Origin of the sequence: Clostridium pasteurianum DSM 525 = ATCC 6013 (assembly GCF_000807255.1) — a bacterium.
GTDB classification, from domain to species: domain Bacteria; phylum Bacillota; class Clostridia; order Clostridiales; family Clostridiaceae; genus Clostridium_I; species Clostridium_I pasteurianum.
Genome location: NZ_CP009268.1, coordinates 1,638,893 through 1,658,874, shown reverse-complemented (window position 1 = coordinate 1,658,874; position 19,982 = coordinate 1,638,893). Strand labels below are relative to the sequence as shown.

The 19,982-nt window shown below is 28.7% G+C and carries 17 protein-coding genes; 3 read left to right on the top strand and 14 right to left on the bottom strand.

The genetic code is table 11. The features are described 5' to 3' along the window. Positions 1-302 precede the first annotated feature (302 nt). From CLPA_RS07505 to CLPA_RS07490, 4 genes are all read right to left on the bottom strand, one after another. Positions 303-1,043: a zinc dependent phospholipase C family protein gene (locus CLPA_RS07505; RefSeq protein WP_003447189.1), complete on the bottom strand. Its 741-nt coding sequence runs from the start codon at positions 1,041-1,043 to the stop codon at positions 303-305. 16 nt (positions 1,044-1,059) lie between these two features. Next, on the bottom strand, positions 1,060-2,391 hold the full coding sequence (locus CLPA_RS07500; RefSeq protein ID WP_003447191.1) for a PQQ-dependent sugar dehydrogenase: 1,332 nt from the start codon (positions 2,389-2,391) through the stop codon (positions 1,060-1,062). A 71-nt stretch (positions 2,392-2,462) separates the two neighbouring features. After that, positions 2,463-3,029: a ferritin family protein gene (locus CLPA_RS07495; RefSeq protein ID WP_034829314.1), complete on the bottom strand. Its 567-nt coding sequence runs from the start codon at positions 3,027-3,029 to the stop codon at positions 2,463-2,465. A 451-nt stretch (positions 3,030-3,480) separates the two neighbouring features. After that, positions 3,481-4,011: a hypothetical protein gene (locus tag CLPA_RS07490; protein ID WP_003447194.1), complete on the bottom strand. Its 531-nt coding sequence runs from the start codon at positions 4,009-4,011 to the stop codon at positions 3,481-3,483. A gap of 269 nt (positions 4,012-4,280) precedes the next feature. Here CLPA_RS07490 and spoVB point away from each other — a divergent pair, with 269 nt between their 5' ends. After that, the gene (gene spoVB, locus CLPA_RS07485; protein ID WP_003447196.1) at positions 4,281-5,786 is read left to right on the top strand and encodes a stage V sporulation protein B; all 1,506 of its coding nucleotides are present in this window, start codon (positions 4,281-4,283) and stop codon (positions 5,784-5,786) included. A gap of 123 nt (positions 5,787-5,909) precedes the next feature. On the opposite strand, the gene CLPA_RS07480 is transcribed toward spoVB, so the two are convergent. The 10 genes from CLPA_RS07480 to CLPA_RS07435 form a co-directional block, all read right to left on the bottom strand. Further along, a complete protein-coding gene (locus CLPA_RS07480; protein ID WP_003447198.1) occupies positions 5,910-7,520 on the bottom strand; it encodes a putative polysaccharide biosynthesis protein in 1,611 nt (536 codons plus the stop codon). 21 nt (positions 7,521-7,541) lie between these two features. Then, positions 7,542-8,495, bottom strand: coding sequence for an RluA family pseudouridine synthase (locus tag CLPA_RS07475; protein ID WP_003447200.1), 954 nt, complete (start codon positions 8,493-8,495; stop codon positions 7,542-7,544). A 177-nt stretch (positions 8,496-8,672) separates the two neighbouring features. Continuing rightward, on the bottom strand, positions 8,673-9,848 hold the full coding sequence (locus tag CLPA_RS07470; protein WP_003447202.1) for a M20 metallopeptidase family protein: 1,176 nt from the start codon (positions 9,846-9,848) through the stop codon (positions 8,673-8,675). A 26-nt stretch (positions 9,849-9,874) separates the two neighbouring features. Next, on the bottom strand, positions 9,875-11,932 hold the full coding sequence (locus tag CLPA_RS07465) for a cell division protein FtsA (RefSeq protein WP_003447204.1): 2,058 nt from the start codon (positions 11,930-11,932) through the stop codon (positions 9,875-9,877). Between the two features lie 99 nt (positions 11,933-12,031). Further along, positions 12,032-12,331, bottom strand: coding sequence for a hypothetical protein (locus tag CLPA_RS07460; protein ID WP_003447206.1), 300 nt, complete (start codon positions 12,329-12,331; stop codon positions 12,032-12,034). 269 nt (positions 12,332-12,600) lie between these two features. Further along, entirely contained in the window at positions 12,601-13,446 is an 846-nt protein-coding gene (locus CLPA_RS07455; protein WP_003447208.1) for a polysaccharide deacetylase family protein, read from the bottom strand. A gap of 314 nt (positions 13,447-13,760) precedes the next feature. Further along, entirely contained in the window at positions 13,761-14,921 is a 1,161-nt protein-coding gene (locus CLPA_RS07450; RefSeq protein ID WP_003447210.1) for an MFS transporter, read from the bottom strand. A gap of 176 nt (positions 14,922-15,097) precedes the next feature. Continuing rightward, positions 15,098-15,298, bottom strand: coding sequence for a hypothetical protein (locus tag CLPA_RS07445; RefSeq protein ID WP_003447212.1), 201 nt, complete (start codon positions 15,296-15,298; stop codon positions 15,098-15,100). 124 nt (positions 15,299-15,422) lie between these two features. Further along, on the bottom strand, positions 15,423-15,602 hold the full coding sequence (locus CLPA_RS07440; protein WP_003447213.1) for a hypothetical protein: 180 nt from the start codon (positions 15,600-15,602) through the stop codon (positions 15,423-15,425). Between the two features lie 95 nt (positions 15,603-15,697). Then, positions 15,698-17,704, bottom strand: coding sequence for an ATP-dependent helicase (locus tag CLPA_RS07435; RefSeq protein WP_003447215.1), 2,007 nt, complete (start codon positions 17,702-17,704; stop codon positions 15,698-15,700). A gap of 256 nt (positions 17,705-17,960) precedes the next feature. Here CLPA_RS07435 and CLPA_RS07430 point away from each other — a divergent pair, with 256 nt between their 5' ends. Both CLPA_RS07430 and CLPA_RS07425 read left to right on the top strand, forming a co-directional pair. Further along, positions 17,961-19,448: a nicotinate phosphoribosyltransferase gene (locus CLPA_RS07430; RefSeq protein ID WP_003447217.1), complete on the top strand. Its 1,488-nt coding sequence runs from the start codon at positions 17,961-17,963 to the stop codon at positions 19,446-19,448. Then, positions 19,429-19,806, top strand: coding sequence for a hypothetical protein (locus CLPA_RS07425; protein WP_236900395.1), 378 nt, complete (start codon positions 19,429-19,431; stop codon positions 19,804-19,806). The genes CLPA_RS07430 and CLPA_RS07425 overlap by 20 nt, the downstream gene beginning before the upstream one ends. The last annotated feature ends 176 nt before the right edge of the window (positions 19,807-19,982 follow it).

The window sequence follows — 19,982 nt, the reverse complement described above, 5'->3', positions numbered from 1 at the left end:
TATCTATTAATAAATTCTACAAAAAAAAAATAATTCCTCCATTTAATGGAAGAACTATTTAGTAAAAACCACATTTACAACAAATCTAAATTTAAAAGTTAATATTTATACCATAACTACCACTCCGTAATAATACCAAGACACTCTGTAAAAGTGATTCACACAAAATTACTATCTGTTTTTAACCTGACTAACTTGGCGTAAGTCTCCCTCGTACTCTGTGAAAGTGGAAGCTCAACGCCAAGTAAGCCATGCATTCGCAGTTCTAAAATTCAGATGGGATAAAAGAATCCCCACCTGAATTAAGAACTTGCTTCAAATTCATGGAGCTTAATTACATTGTTTACACACAATTCATAATAAAAATCTATCATAAATCCAGCTGTGGTTTTTTCAGCTTCTACTATGATGACATTAGTTAAATTTCTATATCTTTTTTCCACATCATAGGTATTATTAAACACTGTGTAAGCATCATTTGACATTAATGCATTGGATTTAATATATTTATCTAATGATCCATATCTTATGCTCTCCTCTGCTGCATTAAAATTGTATCCACTTACTACTTTCTTCAAAATCCACATTTCAAAAGCTCTATGGCTGTTCAAGAGATTATTATTTACATGCTGAGGCACTGTTGTATCTTGAATAAGATGACATGCTGCTCCAAAGTAAAACATGGCTTTTGACTTATCTCCAGCTTTAGCATAATTTAATGCCATAGTATAATATTTTTTACATTCTGCTAGTGCATTTGAAAATCCATACAAACCCTTTCCCTCTGAAAAATGATAAAAATGATTTGTACTTTTAAAATCTTGATCTGCCCACATTACTCCCTGATTTAATTCATTAATATATTTTAAGAAGAATCTATAAATTTCTTCCTTACCCTCATGTTTAATAATTTCAATTGCCTTTATATTTATATATTTATGAACTGTGCAATAAGTCTTTATCAATAACTTTTTTATAGGATTTACAGTAGCCATAACACCTCTGACCGCTTTTCCATAATTTCTTTCTATTGCTCTCGCCATATTTATTCCCCTATTTTTATTTATTTTTTATTTTACCTTTTTTAACACTATTTAATCTTAACATTATTAATATTCCCACTATACCCATTAATACTATTATTATTAAAATATATATAGTATAATTGTATAAAATTTTTCTCTGTAAAGGTACTTTATTAACTGCAGATATTAAATACCCTTCTTTTGAGTCCAATATATCAAGTCCATCTTTAGTAAATTTCATGCTGGTTATATAAGAACTTTTTGAAAATCCTATAAGTTTAGTACATATATTGTTTTTATTAATAAAATATATTAAATTGTCTTTATTATCATAAAAGTATATATCATTTTTTTCATTAAGTTCTCCTTTTGAATCTAAAGCAATTGTCCCTAAAGAAGAAAGTGATTTGTGCTGATATAAAGGCGCCGGTGGATTTGTAGTTGGATGTTTATCCAATATAAAATTAATTTTTTTATTATTTAAACCTTTGAACTTTGGAGAATCAACGGGATCTCCACCACTATAATCCGGCCATCCATACCATTTTCCCTTTTCTATTGAATATATATAGTCAGAATCTCCTTTTACAGGTCTTAGTCCCCTATCTTCCATTCCGCCTACAGCTGCAATTAGATTACCCTCACTATTAAAATCCATTCCAGTTACATTTCGTATACCATAAGCATAAGTCTCAGAAGCTTTTGTTTTTAAGTTATATATTATAATAGACGCATTACCTGGAAAATGTTCAGGAACAATTTGGCCTTTGAAACTGGTAGTATTATTTGAAGAAAAAGCTCCTGTTTTATTAACCCCAAAATTTTGTCCTTTAAGCGTTATAGCCTTTGGAGTTATATCATGATAAAAAGGATTATCATGAATCCACTTATTATCATCACCTACTACTCCTGAATTGGTAGCAGCACCTATAGATGCATACAGATAATCATTATATATTTTTATTTTTATGTCTCTATAATCACCCAAATTGGGCAAATTGTCAATCAATTCTTTTTGAATTTTATTCTGTAAATTATAATAATATATATTATTTCCTGAAATATAATAAAGATTCCCTTTATAGTATTCCATGTTTTTTATATCTAAATTTTTGTCTTTAATTATATTATAGCTTTTACCATTATTATTTACAAATTGAATTCTATTATTAAAAGCTATGTAAAAATTACTATCATTGTCTTCAGCAAAATCTCTAGCAAATGTTAATCCCTTTAATCTTACTACAGCTTGTTTTCCTTCTTCATTTATATTTATTTTATAGCTTCTATAAAACTTATTAGCTAGTACACTTACAAAAAAGGCTATAAAAATAATTATTATCACACTACCTAATACTCTCCTCATACTCTCCTCCTAAATAAAAAAATCCTATTATCTAATTTATATTAATCAGATAATAGGATATGCATCAAATTCTATTTAGATGTTAAAAGAATATGTTCCTTCTCAACTTCACTGAGCGCGTTAAATATATTAACTACGGTTTTATCTTTAACCTCATGCTTATATTTATCATAATAACTTACCGCATGTTTTTCTCTTATTTCTGCTGCTTCTAAAAGAGCTTTATCTGTATCATATTTATACTTATCATAATCTATTTCCGTTAATTTAGGAAAATTATTAAATCCACCTATTCTAAAATGGATTTTTGCGTGAAACATTTCAATTTTACTTAAAGCACTAAAAATTTCTTTCACTTCATTGCTTCTGGCCATTTCAGAAGCTTTCTTGTAAAAATCTCCATTAAATATTTCTAACTTTACAGCGTGGTCTATAATCTTCAATGTATTTTCATCTAATAAACTGCTGTCAACAGTGTAAGTTTGTCCATCATTACTTAAATAAATTTCACTTACTCCGCAAAAAGGACAATATATTATTTTATCCCCTGTATTTTTTTCAAGAAAAGCTGAATTGTTAATATAGAAATTTTTTTCATTGATATTCATACCACAGACCATACATTTTATTTGTTCCATATCCATTTCATTGACAAAATCTCATAAAACTCTATAAGATTAATTACCGGTTCATATCATCCCATTTTGTAATAAAAATTCTTATGCACTACTCTGTTACATATACTGTTACATATAATAATCTAAGGATTTAAAATCCATTATAACGTACCTTACATACTCGTAAATGTTTAATAGTATTCAATTAACCGGGTGTCAACTTTCTCCTTTCTTAATACTTATCAAATATATTTTTTATTCTCAATATAGTACTAACAATCCCATACACAGTGTCCTATTATATGCTTATACACTTTTGCAGTATATGGAATTTATATTAGAGAAGATCACTAAAATCTAATTACTTGAAAGATATATACAAAATATCAAACTTCCAACAATAATTTTAAAAACCCATTATTATTTTATTATATTTAATGGCAGTGGGCAAGTAATATCATTATGTACTATATTAATATCCATATTTATTTATTAAACTTTCTATGTTATTGAATAATAGAGTATTATTTATATTTTTTTTATGTACTTTTAATGTATTTCTATCTACTAGAAATATTATATTGGTGTATTTTTTATCTTTTATTTTTTTTATTTCATTTCCATATATGTATTCTTCATCTTCATAAAAATTATAGAGAAAGACATTTTTAGAAAATATGTCTGCAGCTAAAATTTTTAATTTAATATTATCTTCTACCAATTTAATGCTACTATCGCTAAATGTAAATTTTTTCAATTCTTTTAGTCTTCCATCTATATGAGAACCTTTAAATAAAAAATACTTATCTTCTATATGCTTCCCATTTTCAGAAGTTATAAATAAATTATATCTATAGTCATCTCTATTTAAATCTGAATTAACTTTGGCATAATTTTTTAACTTTTCACATTCCTTCATAGCCAATCCTAATTTGAATTTTAGAATACCTTCTCTAAAAATAGATTTATTACTATTACTCTTTCTAGTTGCTGTATTTAACATTTACCCCCTCATCCTTTCAAACAAATAGTATTTTAAAATAAAGTATATTAGTTATTAGGTAGTAAAAACCCCCATGTAATAATTTATCAAATTTTGTATATAAATTCAATAGATTATTAACTTAAAATTAATGTAAAATTAATATTTAAATAATTTATTTTACATTATAGTATTATTTTAGTTCAAAGACTATTTTCCAGTGTTATAAGAATATTAAGTAAAATCTTCTCATAGTATTTTATATATCAATAATTTTGTGAGGTACATATATGCGATTTGATAATTTTTACAAAGATACTTTAATACTTACAATTTCAAATCTTGCCACTGGTATTTTGAGATTTGCATTTTCAATAATATTATCTAATAAATTGGGACCAGAAGGTTTAGGTTTATACTCCATAATAATGCCAGTATATGACCTTTTCTGCTGTGTGGTTTGCGGTGGTATGATTATCGCTGTATCAAGAAAGGCAGCAATATTTTCTGGAAACAAAGACTTTAAAAATGTAAACAAGCTTATACATATAGCCATTATTTTTGATTTGTTATGGTCTTTATTTATTGCAATATTAGTATTTTTTAATTCTAAATTTATATCTCTATTTCTAATAAAAGATATCAGAACTTTGTATTCTATAATTATAATATGCCCTGCTCTAGTTTTTGTAGCTCTATCTTCTGTATTTAAGGGGTATTTTTATGGAATATCTAAAGCTAAGATCCCAGCCTACATAGATATATTTGAAAAAGCTATAAGAATAGGTGTTGTCATAGGAATTTTAAACATACTGATGCTGAAAACTATGGTACAAACTATAAGTGCAGTATATGCAGCTTTAACCTTAGGTGAATTAATAAGTTTTTTAATGCTTTATGCAGCTTATATCATGTATAGGGGAAAATTTAAAACTACAAATACTCAACGTGAAGGTAATGGACAACTCCTCTTTGACGTATTAATCGTAGCTGTTCCCCTTTGCATAAATGGATTTCTAGGATCTATATTGAATACAGCCTCTACATTGGTACTTCCAAGGCGCCTTGTAACTGCGGGTATTGATTATGATACTGCCCTTTCCCTTATAGGTAAATTTACAGGCATGGCTCTTAACATAACTTTTTTTCCCATGGTAGTAATCACAGCTATGTCTACTGTACTTGTACCTGAAATATCACAAAACCTGAGTAAAAAAAATTTTTATGCTATGGAACAAAGAATAGTAGAGGTTTTAAAATTATCTTTCTATTTGGGAATAGCTACTATGATTATATGTCTCTGCATACCCAATAGTTTAGGAAAGCTGTTTTTTGGCAGAAGTGATTTAGGGGTATTTATTGTTACCAGTGCACTATGTCTGCCAATTACCTACGCTGCTGCCTCTACCTATTCTATATTAAGCGGCCTTGGCAAACAAACTACCATATTAATTAATTCTCTTCTGGTATCAGTAGAGGAACTAATATTACTATACACTTTAACTGCGGTGCCAAGCATAAATATTTACGGTTTTGCCATAACTCTGTTTGTTACTGGTGTAACTTCTTTTGTACTAAATATTTATTCCATAAACAAGATATGTCATATAGGTTTTTCTTCTACAAATATGTTAATAGATATTATGCTCAGCATATTGGTATTTTTAGTTCTTGGAATTATGAATCACCTTATATCAGATTATATCTTTGCATTAAAAAATATATTAATTATAATATTTGGATTTCTATTATACTTTTTTTTAACTCTAGTGGTAAAAGAAAAAATATCAAATTAAAATTAAAATATCCATATATACCTATTGGAAATCAATATATATTTTTAGTTTAACAATTATTTAAATATAAAATATTAAAGACAGTGTTACAAAAATATATTACATAGTAACACTGTCTTATTTTTATTCTATATTTGAAAATACTCTTTTTGGTATAATTTTTTTTATTTTGTTTGGCATAATATCAAGTTCTTCTTTGCTAATTCCCTTAATGAATACTATGGAATAAAAATATGCAATTACCCCTACAGCAATAGATATAAACAGTGCTATTGCATTATTTAAATATCCAACTATAATAAACTTTAATAGATAGATTAAAATATTGTATACTACATAGGTAACTGCTGCCATGAATATAGATGATACTAAAGGTTTAAATACATAAGATAAGAAATCTATTTTAAGCTTTAAAATCTTTTGCATATATATAATATTTAACACTATTGGAAGAATAAATCCTGCTATACTTCCTATAATTGCTCCATAAATGTTTATGCTAGGTACAGCTACTAGAATATAATTTACAATAAATTTTACAACTAATCCTAAAACTGAATAAAAAGTTACAACATATAATCTTCCCATACCCTGTAAAATACTTGTTTGAATTTGAACTAAAGCCATGAGTATTACTACTATGGAACCAAACATCATTATCTTATATCCATCACCTAAATGAAGTAATCTGTATATAGGATCACCTAATACTGAAAACCCAACTGCCGCCGGTATAGCTATAAGAAAATTTGTTTTAAAGGCAAAATTTATCTTATTTCCTATAAGTTTTTTATCCTTAAGAGCTACAGCCTTTGACACCGCTGGAAGTATTGCCATAGCTAGAGCCGATATTATAGTAATAGGCATATTGCTGAGAGTCATATATTTTCCATACATTCCATAAATACTTTGAGCATAATTTTTTAAAGCTCCTCCAGCTATAAGCCTGGCAGTAATATTATAACTATCTATAATGTTACCTGCATTTGTTATTCCAATGCATATGGTTATAGGTACACTATACTTTATAATTCTTCTTAGTACCTGATTATTTGTATGTTTTATAAACTTTTTACTTCCATCAAAATTTACAACTTTAATGTGTTTATTTTTTTCATAGGTAACTATTAAATACACAGTAGAAGCTAGTGCTCCTAAAGTAGTTCCAACTGTAGCTCCAACAACCCCAGCTTCAACTCCATATCCTATAAATATTGCAGCAAAAGAAAGTGAAAATACTGTATTTATTATCTGCTCCAATACCTGTGATATTGCAGTGGGTTTCATATTACTCCTACCCTGAAAATATCCTCTATAGGCAGAGGCTACAGAAGTAAAAAGTATAGCAGGACAAAGGGCAATTACAGAATATCTAGCTTCTCTATAGTTCATATACTCTGTAAGGGGTTTTGATATAGCAAACATGAATACTGCCATAATTATACCTATAGCAAACAACAAAAATCTTGATATCTTAAATGCCTTTATAGCACTTCTATAATTTCCAACAGCCATAAATTCAGATACAAGCTTTGATATAGCACTTGGAATTCCTGTATTTGTCAAAACATATATAAAAACATATATCTGATATGTAACCTGATAAATGGCATAGGGCCTATCTCCTCCAATTATTCTCAAAAGAAAAGGCATATAAATTATGGATAAAAGTTTTACTGCCATGGTAGCAGCAGATAAAATAGCAAATCCTTTACCAGTAGATTGTTCTTTCATAAAATTTACCTCTTTAAAACATTAAAACTTAAATACATCAGTCTTTATTTTTTTTAATATTGGTGGCAGTGATTCTGCAATAGTTTTATTTTCCATGTAATTTAATTTTTCTGGACAATTTTTAAATACGAGCTTATACGCATATAAAAATTGATAATTTAATCCATATTTATTGTTAAAGAAACTATTGAGCTTTTTATCCCCATATTTATTATCTCCAACTATAGGATGATTGAGATGACTTAAATGAGCTCTAAGCTGGTGACTTCTTCCTGTAATAAGCTCTATTTCTATTAATGAAAAGCTTCCACAGGTTTGAATAGTCTTTACCTCCATGGCTATTTTTTTTGTATTAGGTTTTTCACTATTGAATACTGTAGAAATATTTGAATCTTCATTTTTATATATATATCCTTCATACACAGCATCTTTAAGTTTTCCTTTAACTAAGGCCGTATAATACTTTTTTATTTTTCTCTCCCTTATCATTTCATTTAATGCCTTCAAGGCTTCAAAATTTTTTCCAAACAGTACTATACCAGAGGTATTTCTATCCAGCCTATTGCAGGGTGCTGGTGTAAATGTAACTTCTTTTTCAGGCTCATAGTCACCTTTGTCATATAAATAGGATAATACATAATCCGTAAGAGTAGGTTCTCCTGCTTCACTATTGGAATGCACCAAAACTCCAGGCCATTTTTCTAAAATAAGCATATTTTCGTCTTCATAGGTAACTTTAAAGTTATTATCTATTCTTATGAACTCTTTCTTTTTAGGCTTGGAATTAATATAATAAGTCTCTATTAAATCTCCCTCTACCAGAGAATACTTTTCTTTGGCCTTTTTACCATTTACCTTTATATCGCCTTTTCTAAAAGCCTTAAATATGGCACTCAAGGGTACATCTTTGAGCCACTTTCTTACAAATTTATCTATTCTCTGCCCTGCTTCATTTGGTCCTATAACAATTTTCATATTTTCCTCCACAACTAAAAATTATAATTTAGGTATATTTTATAGATATACCCAAATTATATTTAAGAATATACTATTCCAATTAAATCTCAAGTTACTGTGTTTTAATAAAACTACATTAACTTAATTATAAAAAAATTTATCCTATAAAATAAATAAATTCACTTAAAATTTCAATTATAGCTCCTTTAACATTTTAACTGCTGCAGTACACTGAATAGCTACACCAATTGGAATACAATCTTCATCTACATCAAATAAACTTCCATGAGCTGGATTTACTATTCCCCTTTCTTCATTTCTGCATCCAAGATAGTAAAAAGCCGAGGGCCTTTCCAAAGAAAAATATGCGAAGCTTTCAACACCCATACTAGGATTTTCAAGGATATTTACTTTTTCTTTTCCTAAAACCTCTTCTGCGCTGTTATTTACAACTTTTAGTATTTCATCATCATTATATAAGCAGGGATAACTTTCTTCTATTTCTATGTCACAACTGCCTCTCATAGATGATACTATTCCTTCAGTTATTTCCTTTAATCTCTTTTTAACATAAACTCTGTGTTCAGTTGTCATAGTTCTTATAATTCCACCTATTTCAGCTTCTTCTGGAATAATATTTTGTGCAGTACCACCATGGATGTATCCTACAGTTATAACCCCCGGAGATGTTGGTGGAAGCTCTCTGCTTATTATGGTCTGAAGAGCATTTACCACGTTGCAGGAAATCACCACAGGATCTATAGTAGTATTTGGCCGAGCACCATGACCGCCTTTGCCTTTTATCTTTATAGTAAAGGGATTTGATGCCGCATTAACTACACCTTTTTTTAATCCTATTTCTCCAACATTTATAGCCTCTTCTACATGAAGTCCAATAACAGCATCTACCTTTGGATTTTCAAGAACTCCTTCATGGATCATTATTTTAGCTCCTCCAGTGGTTTCCTCTGCAGGTTCAAAGAAAAGTTTTATATTACCATTAAGCTCACTTTTCATACTATTTAACAACTTTGCAACTCCCATAAGTATGGTAGTATGAACATCGTGGCCGCAAGCATGCATCTTTCCCTTTGTCTTTGAGGCATATTCACATTTTTTCTCATCCTGAAGTGGAAGTGCATCCATATCTCCACGAATACCTATAGTCTTCCCAGCTTTAGCACCCTTTATAATAGCACATATACCAGTCTTAGCTACAATTTTATATTCAATTCCTTCTGATTCAAGAAAATTCTTTATTTTTTCATTTGTTCTGAAAAGTTCATAATCCAGTTCCGGATGAGAATGAAAATCTCTCCTTAAAGCTATAAGTTGATCTTTTATTTTATTTGCTTCATTTAAAAAATTCATATTTTACCTCTTTTCTCACAGAAATTCTATTTCCATCTTATTTCTATTCTATCACCATCGTTTAGTTTATCATAAAAGCCTGCTTTATTTCCATTTAATAAGAGTACCAATTCTCCTTTTGACTTACTCAAATCAAATTCAACATAATTAAATATATCTACAAATACATAGGAAGATTTGCCCTTTAATATTATATTATTATCATTTGCAAAAACCTCTATGCTTTCCTCTGTAACTTTAGATATTTCTATAGGCTCATTATTAAAATTAATATTATCTTCTGACGGAACCACAGAAGACTCAAGAGCTATTTCTCTCTGTATACTATCATTTTTTTCTTCACTTACTTGTGTTGAGTATATGTTGTCTCCTTCACTTATTATATAGTCATCTCCAAGTTCTTTAGAAGTAATATAGAATTCTAAATCTAGATTCTTAAGCACAAATTTCTTATAGTCCAAAACAGTTCTTGGAAATACTGTCTTGATGTCATCACCTTCACTTATTATATGATCTATGCCAACTTCCTGATCATTGACAAAAAATAAAGGTTCCAGATTTTTAACTTTATCATTCAAGTAAAACCCTACAGAATCTAATTTTTTTATGTAATCTTTTATATAAGCTTTTGCATTATTACCATTTTGTGCAAATACTACTTCTATTCTGTCATTTTCCTTTATCTCTGATTCTAAACTAGCAATTATTCCATTGAGTTTTATTGCAGAACTTTTACCCATACTTCCAAAGGCTACACGTTTAGATCCATTTAAAGTAAATCTTATATTTTGTCCATTTTTAGCTATAAGTATTTTGGGATTTATACCTGCTTGAATAACCGCATCCATAACAGTATTGTTTTTTGAATTAAAAAGACTTACCACTGTATTATTTAAAAATACATCAATAAAATCTCCACCAAACTTTCTCATGGCCACTAATGCTATTCCCAAAACAGTGACACCTATACTTCCCAGTTCATTATTATTGCATACACAATCGATGACACTGTCTCTCCCCTTTATTGCAATTCTCTGAGGAGATATATTAAGATTTTTTACAATTAATTCTTTAAGAAGTGGGGTATGAGCCCCTCCACCAACTAAAAATACCGCATTAGTGGGTTTGCCTCCATTAAGTTCAATAATTTTTTTAGATATCTCCTCTGATAATTTATCTGCTACAGGTCTTATTATTTTAATTGCTTCATCATAGGTGATGACATTTTCAAATCCCAATACATCTATATATTTTACTTCTTTTTTTTCTACAATTTTCTTTTTTATATTTTCTGCAGTATTAAAATCTACAAGGCAAGTTTGTGCTATAGCCTCAGTTACTTCATCCCCAGCCATAGATACCATTCCATAAGCACTGATGGTTTCATTACTGCTTATAGCAATATCTGAGGTTCCTGCTCCTATATCTACCAAAGCCAGATTTAAAAGCCTCAGTTTTTTCGGTACTGCTGCCTCCATTGCAGCAATAGGCTCCAATGTGAGATTCAAAACAGACAACCCTATCCTCTTTGTAACAGCATAAAGACTTTCAACTACTGATCTTGGCAAAAAAGTGGCAATTATTTCTGCTGAAATCCTTTGACCTTTATGTGAAAGAAGATTGGATATAGAATATCCATTCAAATAATAATTTTTCACACTATAGCCTACACAATACAGCTTTCCATCAGTATTTTTACCAATTTCTTCTTCAGCAAGTTTTACGGCAGTCAATTCCAAACTCCTTATAAGTTCCTTATCTATTTCTCTGTCTTCATCAATTTCTATTTCTGAATTAACTAAAGTAGTTCTCAAAAACCTTCCTGCTGCGGCTATAGCTACTTTTTTTAGTTCAAAGCCCAAATCCTCTTCCAATTGGGTTTTTACTTCATTTACAGCATTAGCAGCTAAATTTATATCATGTATCTGACCGTCAACTACAGCTCTTTCTTCATGCTCTGTAAGTTTCTCAGCTATAATATGAAACTTTTTATCTTTAACAATTCCAACTGTACCAATAACAGTACGTGTTCCAATATCCAAAGAAAATAAAACATCTTCTGATTTAATATCTGTATAAAGCATATTTATACCTCTTAGCACTGTAATTTAAAGGCTCATATTCCATTCTGAATATGAGCCTAATAAAAATTATATAATACTATTACAAAATATTCAATAAAACTACTCTTTTAGCTTAATTTTTTCCTTTTCATCAATTACATAAGGAAGTTTACTAATAAGCTTATACACATATTTAGCCTTTGGACTCTCATCCCTAAATATATGTTTTTTTGACAGCTCATTATAATAGAGAAGTTCACACCAGATATCTAGAAAATCCTGTTTAGTTATAAATTCAGTATTCTCATTTTCTAGAATTATAAAACCACTTTTAAAACTTTTAATTATATTTAGATCTTTAACCTTACCCTGCTTTACTAATTTAAATACGTCTTCCCACATTTTTGTAAATGCAATCATATCATCCACTCCCTACATTTATACACTATTGTAAAGTATATCATACAGCAAATTTATGTCAAGGTTTACATTTTTATTCTATTCTTTTTCTATCCAAAACAAAGTAATCGCTATCTATGGATACAGCAGTCCCTATTTCCCACTTTCACAGAGTGTCAGGGAGTATTATGCTTGGTAGTCATCATATAAAACTAAATAATAAATGTTACTATTGAAAATCTAACTTATCTCCACATAGTAACATTTATCAACATATATTGTATGGAATATCATGATTGATACTTAGGTATTGTTTTAAATATAAATCCATTGTCTTTTAAATACTTTATAAACTGCGGCAAAGTATCTGCAGTAGATTTTTTAGTTGCAGCATCGTGCATTAATATTACTACATGATGTTGATTTCCAACAGTACTTACAAATCTGTTCATTAGATATTCAGGGGTTTCCATTCTAAAATGTTCTGCATCTCCATCTAAGGCATTCCAATCCACATAATGATATCCAGCAGATGCTATAGCTTCTCTAAAGCCTGGCTTATTTTTAACTGCAAAGGAACCTTCCGGAAACCTAATTAACCATTTATCATATCCATCTTCTCCTACAGCTTTATTTATGGCCTCTGAACATTGACTTAAATCCTGTAAATAAGCCTCTGGATTTTTATATATTATTGCAGGTTCATGAGTATAGCTATGCATACCAATGGTATGCCCTTCATCTTTTTCTCTTACTAGAAGTTCAGGATTTCTTTCTGCATTTTTACCTATTATAAAAAAAGTAGCTTTAATATTTTCTTTCTTCAATATATCTAGAATTACAGGTGTATTATTAGGAGATGGACCATCATCAAAAGTTAAATAGGCTACCTTTTGTCCATCATTTACATTTATCAAATCTCTAAGTTCATCTTTTCCTGGGGTCTTTGGTAATTTAGGTATACTTTCCTTTTTAGGTTTTTGAGTATGTTTAACTTCAGCTGCCTTATAGGGTTTATTGGAAGCTATGCTCTTTTTATTTGTCATTCCAATAAAATAAGAAGCACTAAATAATATTCCTGCTCCTACCATCAAAATTATTGAACGCTTAATTATGTTCTTTTTTCTCTGTCTCATAAGAAATCCCCTTAAATTTTTTAATTAGTTTAAATAATGTACTAGCTGCATATAACTATGCTGCGTATATTTACATAATAATACATATTTTTTAATTTTTCAATTATATTTATGTTAAATATACCATATTATTTATAAATTTTTTCTAAATTCCATTAAATAAAAAAATATCATTCCATTGAAAATTATATGATAAAAATAAAATAATATTATACATATATAAAAAAGAACTTCTCTCTTAATTAAAATAAAGAGAAAAGCTCTTTCATATATATTATCTAATCAAATAGTTTTTTTGCTTTAAAAAATTAATGCTATCTTTTTGCAGCTTTTTTAGTCTTAAAAAGTAAATACCTAAAGGAAATTATAGATATATATACATAAAATAGTATTTGAACAAAGAAAACATAAGTAATTCTTATACCAGCAGCAAATCCTATTAAATAACTTAAAATCATAGCTCCCATATTATTAAATATAGTTATAATAGATGAAGCTATGGGAGCATACTTTTTATCGACATTTTGTATAATATATCCCTGTAGTGCAGGATATATTAAAGCCATAGATATTCCAATAACAGCATACCCTACATAAGCTTGAATTCTATTTCTTCCAATTAAGATAACAATTATTCCTGCTATATCTACAAGAGGAGCTATTGCAAGTAATCTTAATCTGCCAACTTTGTCTAAAAATTTATCTCCTAAAGCCCTTCCTACAGTAAATAATATCCAAAAACTTAAGAGAATATTGGGTACTTCTTCTCTACTAATACCATAAAAATTCTCTAAAAATGTTCCTGTCCAATTCGTTGTTGATAACTCCGATCCAGCATAAAAAAACATAGCAATAGCAAGTAATAAAAATAATGGATTTTTTAATACCGTAAAGGTATCTTTTGTAATATCATCTTTACTCTTAGATACCACTATTCCTTTAACCTGAGTTATTAAAATAAAAAATATAAATGCTGATACTATATGTATTATATAAGTATAGTTAAAAAGTATCCCCTTACTAAGTATAAATCTGTCTATAGGCAAGATTAAAATTCCGCCCAATCCCACAAAGGCATTTGATAAACTGAATTTTTGATATTTTTCAGGAAGCAGTGAAAGCGTGGTAGTTAAAGACAGAGTACACATACCTATAGATAATCCTGATACAAAATATCCTATCAACAATACATAAAAATTTTTTGAAATTAAAAGTATTATACTTGATGCAATCATAAAAAAAAATCCCAAATATAATCCCTTTTTAACTCCTAAAACATTTATTATTTTTCCTCCAGCTATACTCATCATAAATGATGCTCCTAAGATTAATGGCGGCAATATTGCAATAATCTGTTCTGATACATTATACATATTTTTTATAGTAGTTATAAAAGGTGATACTGTATTAGAAAATAAAGCCAAAAAGAAAAAACCTATAAAAATAATTATCATATTTCTGAAATCTTTATTCATATCCTACTACCTCCAATTAAAAAGCAATTTAAAAAATTTAAATCGATGTAAGAAAGATATATAATTGATTATTATATCAATAGGTTAACCAACAATATTAAAAATATTTATTTATAATACAACAAAAGCTATATCCAGCTAATAAGTTTATCAACTAAATATAACTTTATGTAAAATCAAACATTTATATTTCTTATAAAATCAAGAATACTGGATAATAGACCTGCTTCATATAATATAAATGCTATAATTCCCACTATAAGTACTATTTTTAATATCTTTCCCACCACTTTCAAAATAACAACTATGGCTATTACTCCCACTATTAAATATAGAGGATTTATACTCATAAGCGTATTTATTATTATATCTGTCACCAATCATCAACTCCTACACTTTTAATATCTGAAATATACCACGTAAATAACATCTAGACAATGATTTTTAGATTTATAAGTAAAAATAAGATACATGCTTTCAAACATATATCTTATTTTTTTACTATATTCTTTTGTCCTCTGAAAGCATTTTAGCATTGAGATAATCTTCTATAACATCTTTAATTTCACTTCTGCTTAAATTGATTTCCTTCATAATTTCACTAACTAATTTTCCTTGACTAAATTTTTCAATTATATCAGATCTTGTTTCCTCTGATAAAGCATCTCCTACTTTTGCCACAATATCATCTCCTCTATTTTTTATTAAATTGTTAAATTAAAGAGGATTATATCACATTTTATTAAAATTAGTAAGCTTTTTATGATAATTTTTTATTATTTAATCCTACTTATAAGCCTATTATTTCCAATTATTACAGCATCAAATTTTCTCTTAATGCCTTTAGAAAATTCAATTTCTATAATTTCACTGTCTAAAGCTACAATTTTGCCTACTCCAAAGGACATATGCTTTACAGTATCTCCAACTTTATATGCCCCTCTGCAATCTCCATTAATATTTAGCTTACACTCTTCTATAAACCTGGAAGGCTTTTTAGCTTTCCCTCTTATATCTTTTGTAAACCCTATCCAGAGATTATCAATGGCCCTGGTTATCCCTACATAGAAAAGTCTTCTCTCTTCCTCTATATTATCTGGCAGACTATTTTTATGAGGTATATTTTCCTCACAACAGTTTATGACAAATACATTTTTAAATTCCATTCCCTTTACACCGTGGATAGTGCTAAGTATAACAGCATCCTTTGAAATATCTTTTTTATTTTTCTTTAACTCCTCAGATACTTCATCTACATGAGCTAAGAATCTAATTATAGCATTATACTCCTCTGCTGCCTTTTTAAATTCTTCTATTATCTCTTCCATGTCCTGAATACCAAGCTTGTATTTTTTAGCGTATTCTACAATATAGTCTCTATAGCCAATTTCATTTACTATGCATTGTATAGCTCCTGCCAGAGACATCTTATTGAGCTTTTGTATGTCTCTCTTTAATTTATCTATAGTTTTCATCTGATAAATAGGTATATCTTCTATGGATTTAAGCAATTCAAAGGAATCTTCTCTATATTTATGTTTTCTGACTATTTCCAAATTTGACTTTCCTATGTATCTAAAGGGTTTATTTATAATTCTCAAAAAAGCCTCTTTGTCAGTTTTATCAATACTTAATTTTAAATAGGATAATATATCTTTACATATAAAGTGTTGAAAAAAATTATATTCTCTATCTAAAAGCCTGAAAGGTATACTCTTTCTTATAAAACTATCTATTAAACTCCTGCTTTCCACATTGGTTCTGTATAAGACGGCAAACTCCTTAAACTCCAATTCATTTATATTTTTCATCTTTAAAATAATATCAGATATTTCTTCTGCCTGATAACTTTCATTCATATTGTTTAATATATTTATATTTCCCTTTTCGCTTTTATGGGATTGTATATTTTTTTCATTTCGCAACCTATTGTTTTTTATAAGATTTTTGGATATATCCACTATATTACACACACTTCTATAATTTATATTCAAATATATCTTTTTTCCATCACTAAAAATTTTGTGAAAATTCACCATACAGTCAGGTCTTGAACCTCTAAACCCATATATACATTGATCCTCATCCCCTACTGCGTATAAATTATTACCTTTATTTAAAAGTTTCAGCATTTCAATCTGAAGAGAATCGCAATCTTGAAATTCATCCACCAGCATATATTTAAACAAACTTCTATAACCCTCTAAAATTCTTGAATTATCCTTGAATAACTGAAGACACTTAAGCTGTAAATCATCAAAATCCATAACATTTTTTTCAAACTTATAGATTTCATAGGCATCATAACATTCTTTAAAAATGGATTTTTCAATAGATGGTATAAATTCTTCAATGGAATACATAGAGTTTTTATATCTAGATATATCATTTATTATTTCTCTAAGCTTATCCTCGCTTACTTCATCTATATATTGTTCAAGTACTTTTTTTACTACTCTGTAACTTTCATAGGCTTGTATAATATTTATTGAACTATAGTGTCTCTTCAAAATTTTATAAAAAAGCCCATGAAAAGTACCAAAGAAAGGTTCCTGAATATTATTAAAGAGTCTTTTATATCTTTCCTTCATATTTAATGCTGCTGCCTTTGTAAAAGTTATAATTATAATATTTTCAGGCTTAACCGATTTTTTTCTTATTAAATGTGCTGTTCTATTTATTATAACTGTAGTTTTCCCAGAACCCGGCGCAGCTACAATCAATACATTTCTATCTTTGGTATTTACTGCTTCTGTCTGATTTTTATCTAAAGAATAATTCATTTAAAATATTCCCCCAAACTAATGCTATATCATCATAATACTGTACTTCATTCTGCAAGATTTTCATGTGAATTTCCAATGTACAGGCTTTTATTCATTTTAAATTATAAAAGATAATGCTGTCCATTACTAATTCCTTAAATAAAAAGGTAAAGTATTGTATAAAAAATCATTAGGTATTACAATAAGTATAATTACATTTATTATACATTATATACATTTTTACATTTATTTAAAAAGATAGGAGTAGTTTTTTATGGAGCTTACTAAAAATTTTGATGTGCGTAATGAGAGAAATCTTACTATGCTTGTAGATTTTTACGAACTTACCATGGGTAATGGATATCTTAAAAATGGTGTAGGGGATAAAATTGCATATTTTGATATGTTTTTTAGAAGAATACCAGATGAAGGCGGATATTGTATTATGGCTGGGGTTATGCAGCTTATTGAATACCTATCCAGTCTTAAATTTACTGATAATGATATAGAATACTTAAAATCTAAAAAGAGTTTTTCTGATGAATTTTTAGACTATTTGAGAAACTTTAAATTTAGTTGTGATGTTTGGGCTATACCGGAAGGTAATCCAGTTTTCCCAAATGAACCATTAGTTACCGTAAGGGGACCTGCAATACAGGCTCAATTTGTAGAAACCATGATACTTTTAACTATTAATCATCAGACACTTATAGCTACAAAATCCAATAGAATATGCAGAGCTGCTGCTGGAAGACCTGTAATGGAATTTGGTTCAAGACGTGCTCAAGGTTATGACGGTGCTATATATGGTTCTCGTGCTGCTGTAATTGGCGGCTGCAGCGCTACTGCCTGTACCATATCTGAAGAAATGTTTGGAATCCCGGCTGTAGGAACTATGGCTCATTCCTGGGTTCAACTTTTTGATAGTGAATATGAGGCCTTTAAAGCTTGGGCCACTGCCTATCCAGAAGACTGTCTTCTATTAGTAGACACTTATAATGTATTAAAATCAGGACTTCCAAATGCCATAAGAGTTTTTAACGAATTTTTAAAACCTCAAGGTATAAGACCCATTGGAATAAGAATAGACAGCGGTGACATAACCTATCTCTCTAAAAAGTGCAGAGAAATATTAGATGCTGCGGGCTATGAAGATGCTAAAATAACTATTTCAAATTCTCTGGATGAACACATAATAACAGATGTACTGGTTCAGGGTGCCTGCATAGATAGTTTTGGCGTAGGAGAAAGATTAATAACGGCAAAATCAGAACCTGTCTTCGGTGGAGTATATAAATTATCAGCCATTGAAGAAAACAATATCATTAAACCCAAAATAAAAATAAGTGAAAATGAAGAGAAGATCACAAACCCTGGTTTTAAGAAAATATATAGAATATTTGATAAAACTACAGATAAGGCTATAGCTGACTTAATTACTCTTAATGAGGAAGTAATTGATGAAAATCTTACCCTTGAAATATTTGATCCAACTTACACCTGGAAAAAGAAAAAATTAAAGAATTATTATGTTAAAGATTTAATGGTTCAAATCTTTAAAAATGGGAAAGCTATTTATGAGAGCCCTAGTGTAAGTGAAATAAAGGAATTTGCTAAAACTGAAACTGATAAACTTTGGCCGGAGGTTTTAAGATTGGAAAATCCTCATACCTATTATGTAGATCTTTCAAAGAAGTTATGGGATTTAAAACAAAGTTTACTTCATTCTTATTCAGAAATATATGAAGAACAAGGAGAATAACATGAATGGTACCCCTAAAATTGAAATATCAGAGGAAGCTTATACAAATCTGCTTATGCTTTTATCTCAGCACAGAGAATATAATTGTGTAAAATTTTCCTATGTTAGTTCCTGCTGTAAAAATGCTAAAATTGACATAATTTTAGATGAAATTTCAAAAGAAGATTTCATAAAAAAATATAATGATATTTCTATTGTATATTCACAGGAGATAAAGGATAAAATCAAAAACATACATTTAAAATATGAAAATTTCACCTTTATGTTAAAATGTGAACCTTTTGATAAAAGCTTATCTTCCTGCTCTAAAAATGGGTGCAGCGGCTGTTCTGGTTGTTCTAAGGGATGCAGCCAATAATACAAAAAGTGTTTATATCAAAAGCAGTAAATATTCATTAAACTAGATAATGGGGCAATATTTACCAAGATTAGATTCTTAATATTTTAGTAAAATAGCTAAGGAGCCCTCTTACAATGGGTACATACCCATTGTAAGAGGGCTCCTTTTTAATATATTAGGAATTTAAAAATTTT

What these genes read in the sequence shown, in the direction of transcription:
- CLPA_RS07505 (WP_003447189.1), bottom strand. Translation starts at nt 1,043, where the DNA reads ATGGCGAGAGCAATAGAAAGAAATTATGGAAAAGCGGTCAGAGGTGTT.
- CLPA_RS07500 (WP_003447191.1), bottom strand. Translation starts at nt 2,391, where the DNA reads ATGAGGAGAGTATTAGGTAGTGTGATAATAATTATTTTTATAGCCTTT.
- CLPA_RS07495 (WP_034829314.1), bottom strand. Translation starts at nt 3,029, where the DNA reads ATGGAACAAATAAAATGTATGGTCTGTGGTATGAATATCAATGAAAAA.
- CLPA_RS07490 (WP_003447194.1), bottom strand. Translation starts at nt 4,011, where the DNA reads ATGTTAAATACAGCAACTAGAAAGAGTAATAGTAATAAATCTATTTTT.
- spoVB (WP_003447196.1), top strand. Translation starts at nt 4,281, where the DNA reads ATGCGATTTGATAATTTTTACAAAGATACTTTAATACTTACAATTTCA.
- CLPA_RS07480 (WP_003447198.1), bottom strand. Translation starts at nt 7,520, where the DNA reads ATGAAAGAACAATCTACTGGTAAAGGATTTGCTATTTTATCTGCTGCT.
- CLPA_RS07475 (WP_003447200.1), bottom strand. Translation starts at nt 8,495, where the DNA reads ATGAAAATTGTTATAGGACCAAATGAAGCAGGGCAGAGAATAGATAAA.
- CLPA_RS07470 (WP_003447202.1), bottom strand. Translation starts at nt 9,848, where the DNA reads ATGAATTTTTTAAATGAAGCAAATAAAATAAAAGATCAACTTATAGCT.
- CLPA_RS07465 (WP_003447204.1), bottom strand. Translation starts at nt 11,932, where the DNA reads ATGCTTTATACAGATATTAAATCAGAAGATGTTTTATTTTCTTTGGAT.
- CLPA_RS07460 (WP_003447206.1), bottom strand. Translation starts at nt 12,331, where the DNA reads ATGATTGCATTTACAAAAATGTGGGAAGACGTATTTAAATTAGTAAAG.
- CLPA_RS07455 (WP_003447208.1), bottom strand. Translation starts at nt 13,446, where the DNA reads ATGAGACAGAGAAAAAAGAACATAATTAAGCGTTCAATAATTTTGATG.
- CLPA_RS07450 (WP_003447210.1), bottom strand. Translation starts at nt 14,921, where the DNA reads ATGAATAAAGATTTCAGAAATATGATAATTATTTTTATAGGTTTTTTC.
- CLPA_RS07435 (WP_003447215.1), bottom strand. Translation starts at nt 17,704, where the DNA reads ATGAATTATTCTTTAGATAAAAATCAGACAGAAGCAGTAAATACCAAA.
- CLPA_RS07430 (WP_003447217.1), top strand. Translation starts at nt 17,961, where the DNA reads ATGGAGCTTACTAAAAATTTTGATGTGCGTAATGAGAGAAATCTTACT.
- CLPA_RS07425 (WP_236900395.1), top strand. Translation starts at nt 19,429, where the DNA reads ATGAAGAACAAGGAGAATAACATGAATGGTACCCCTAAAATTGAAATA.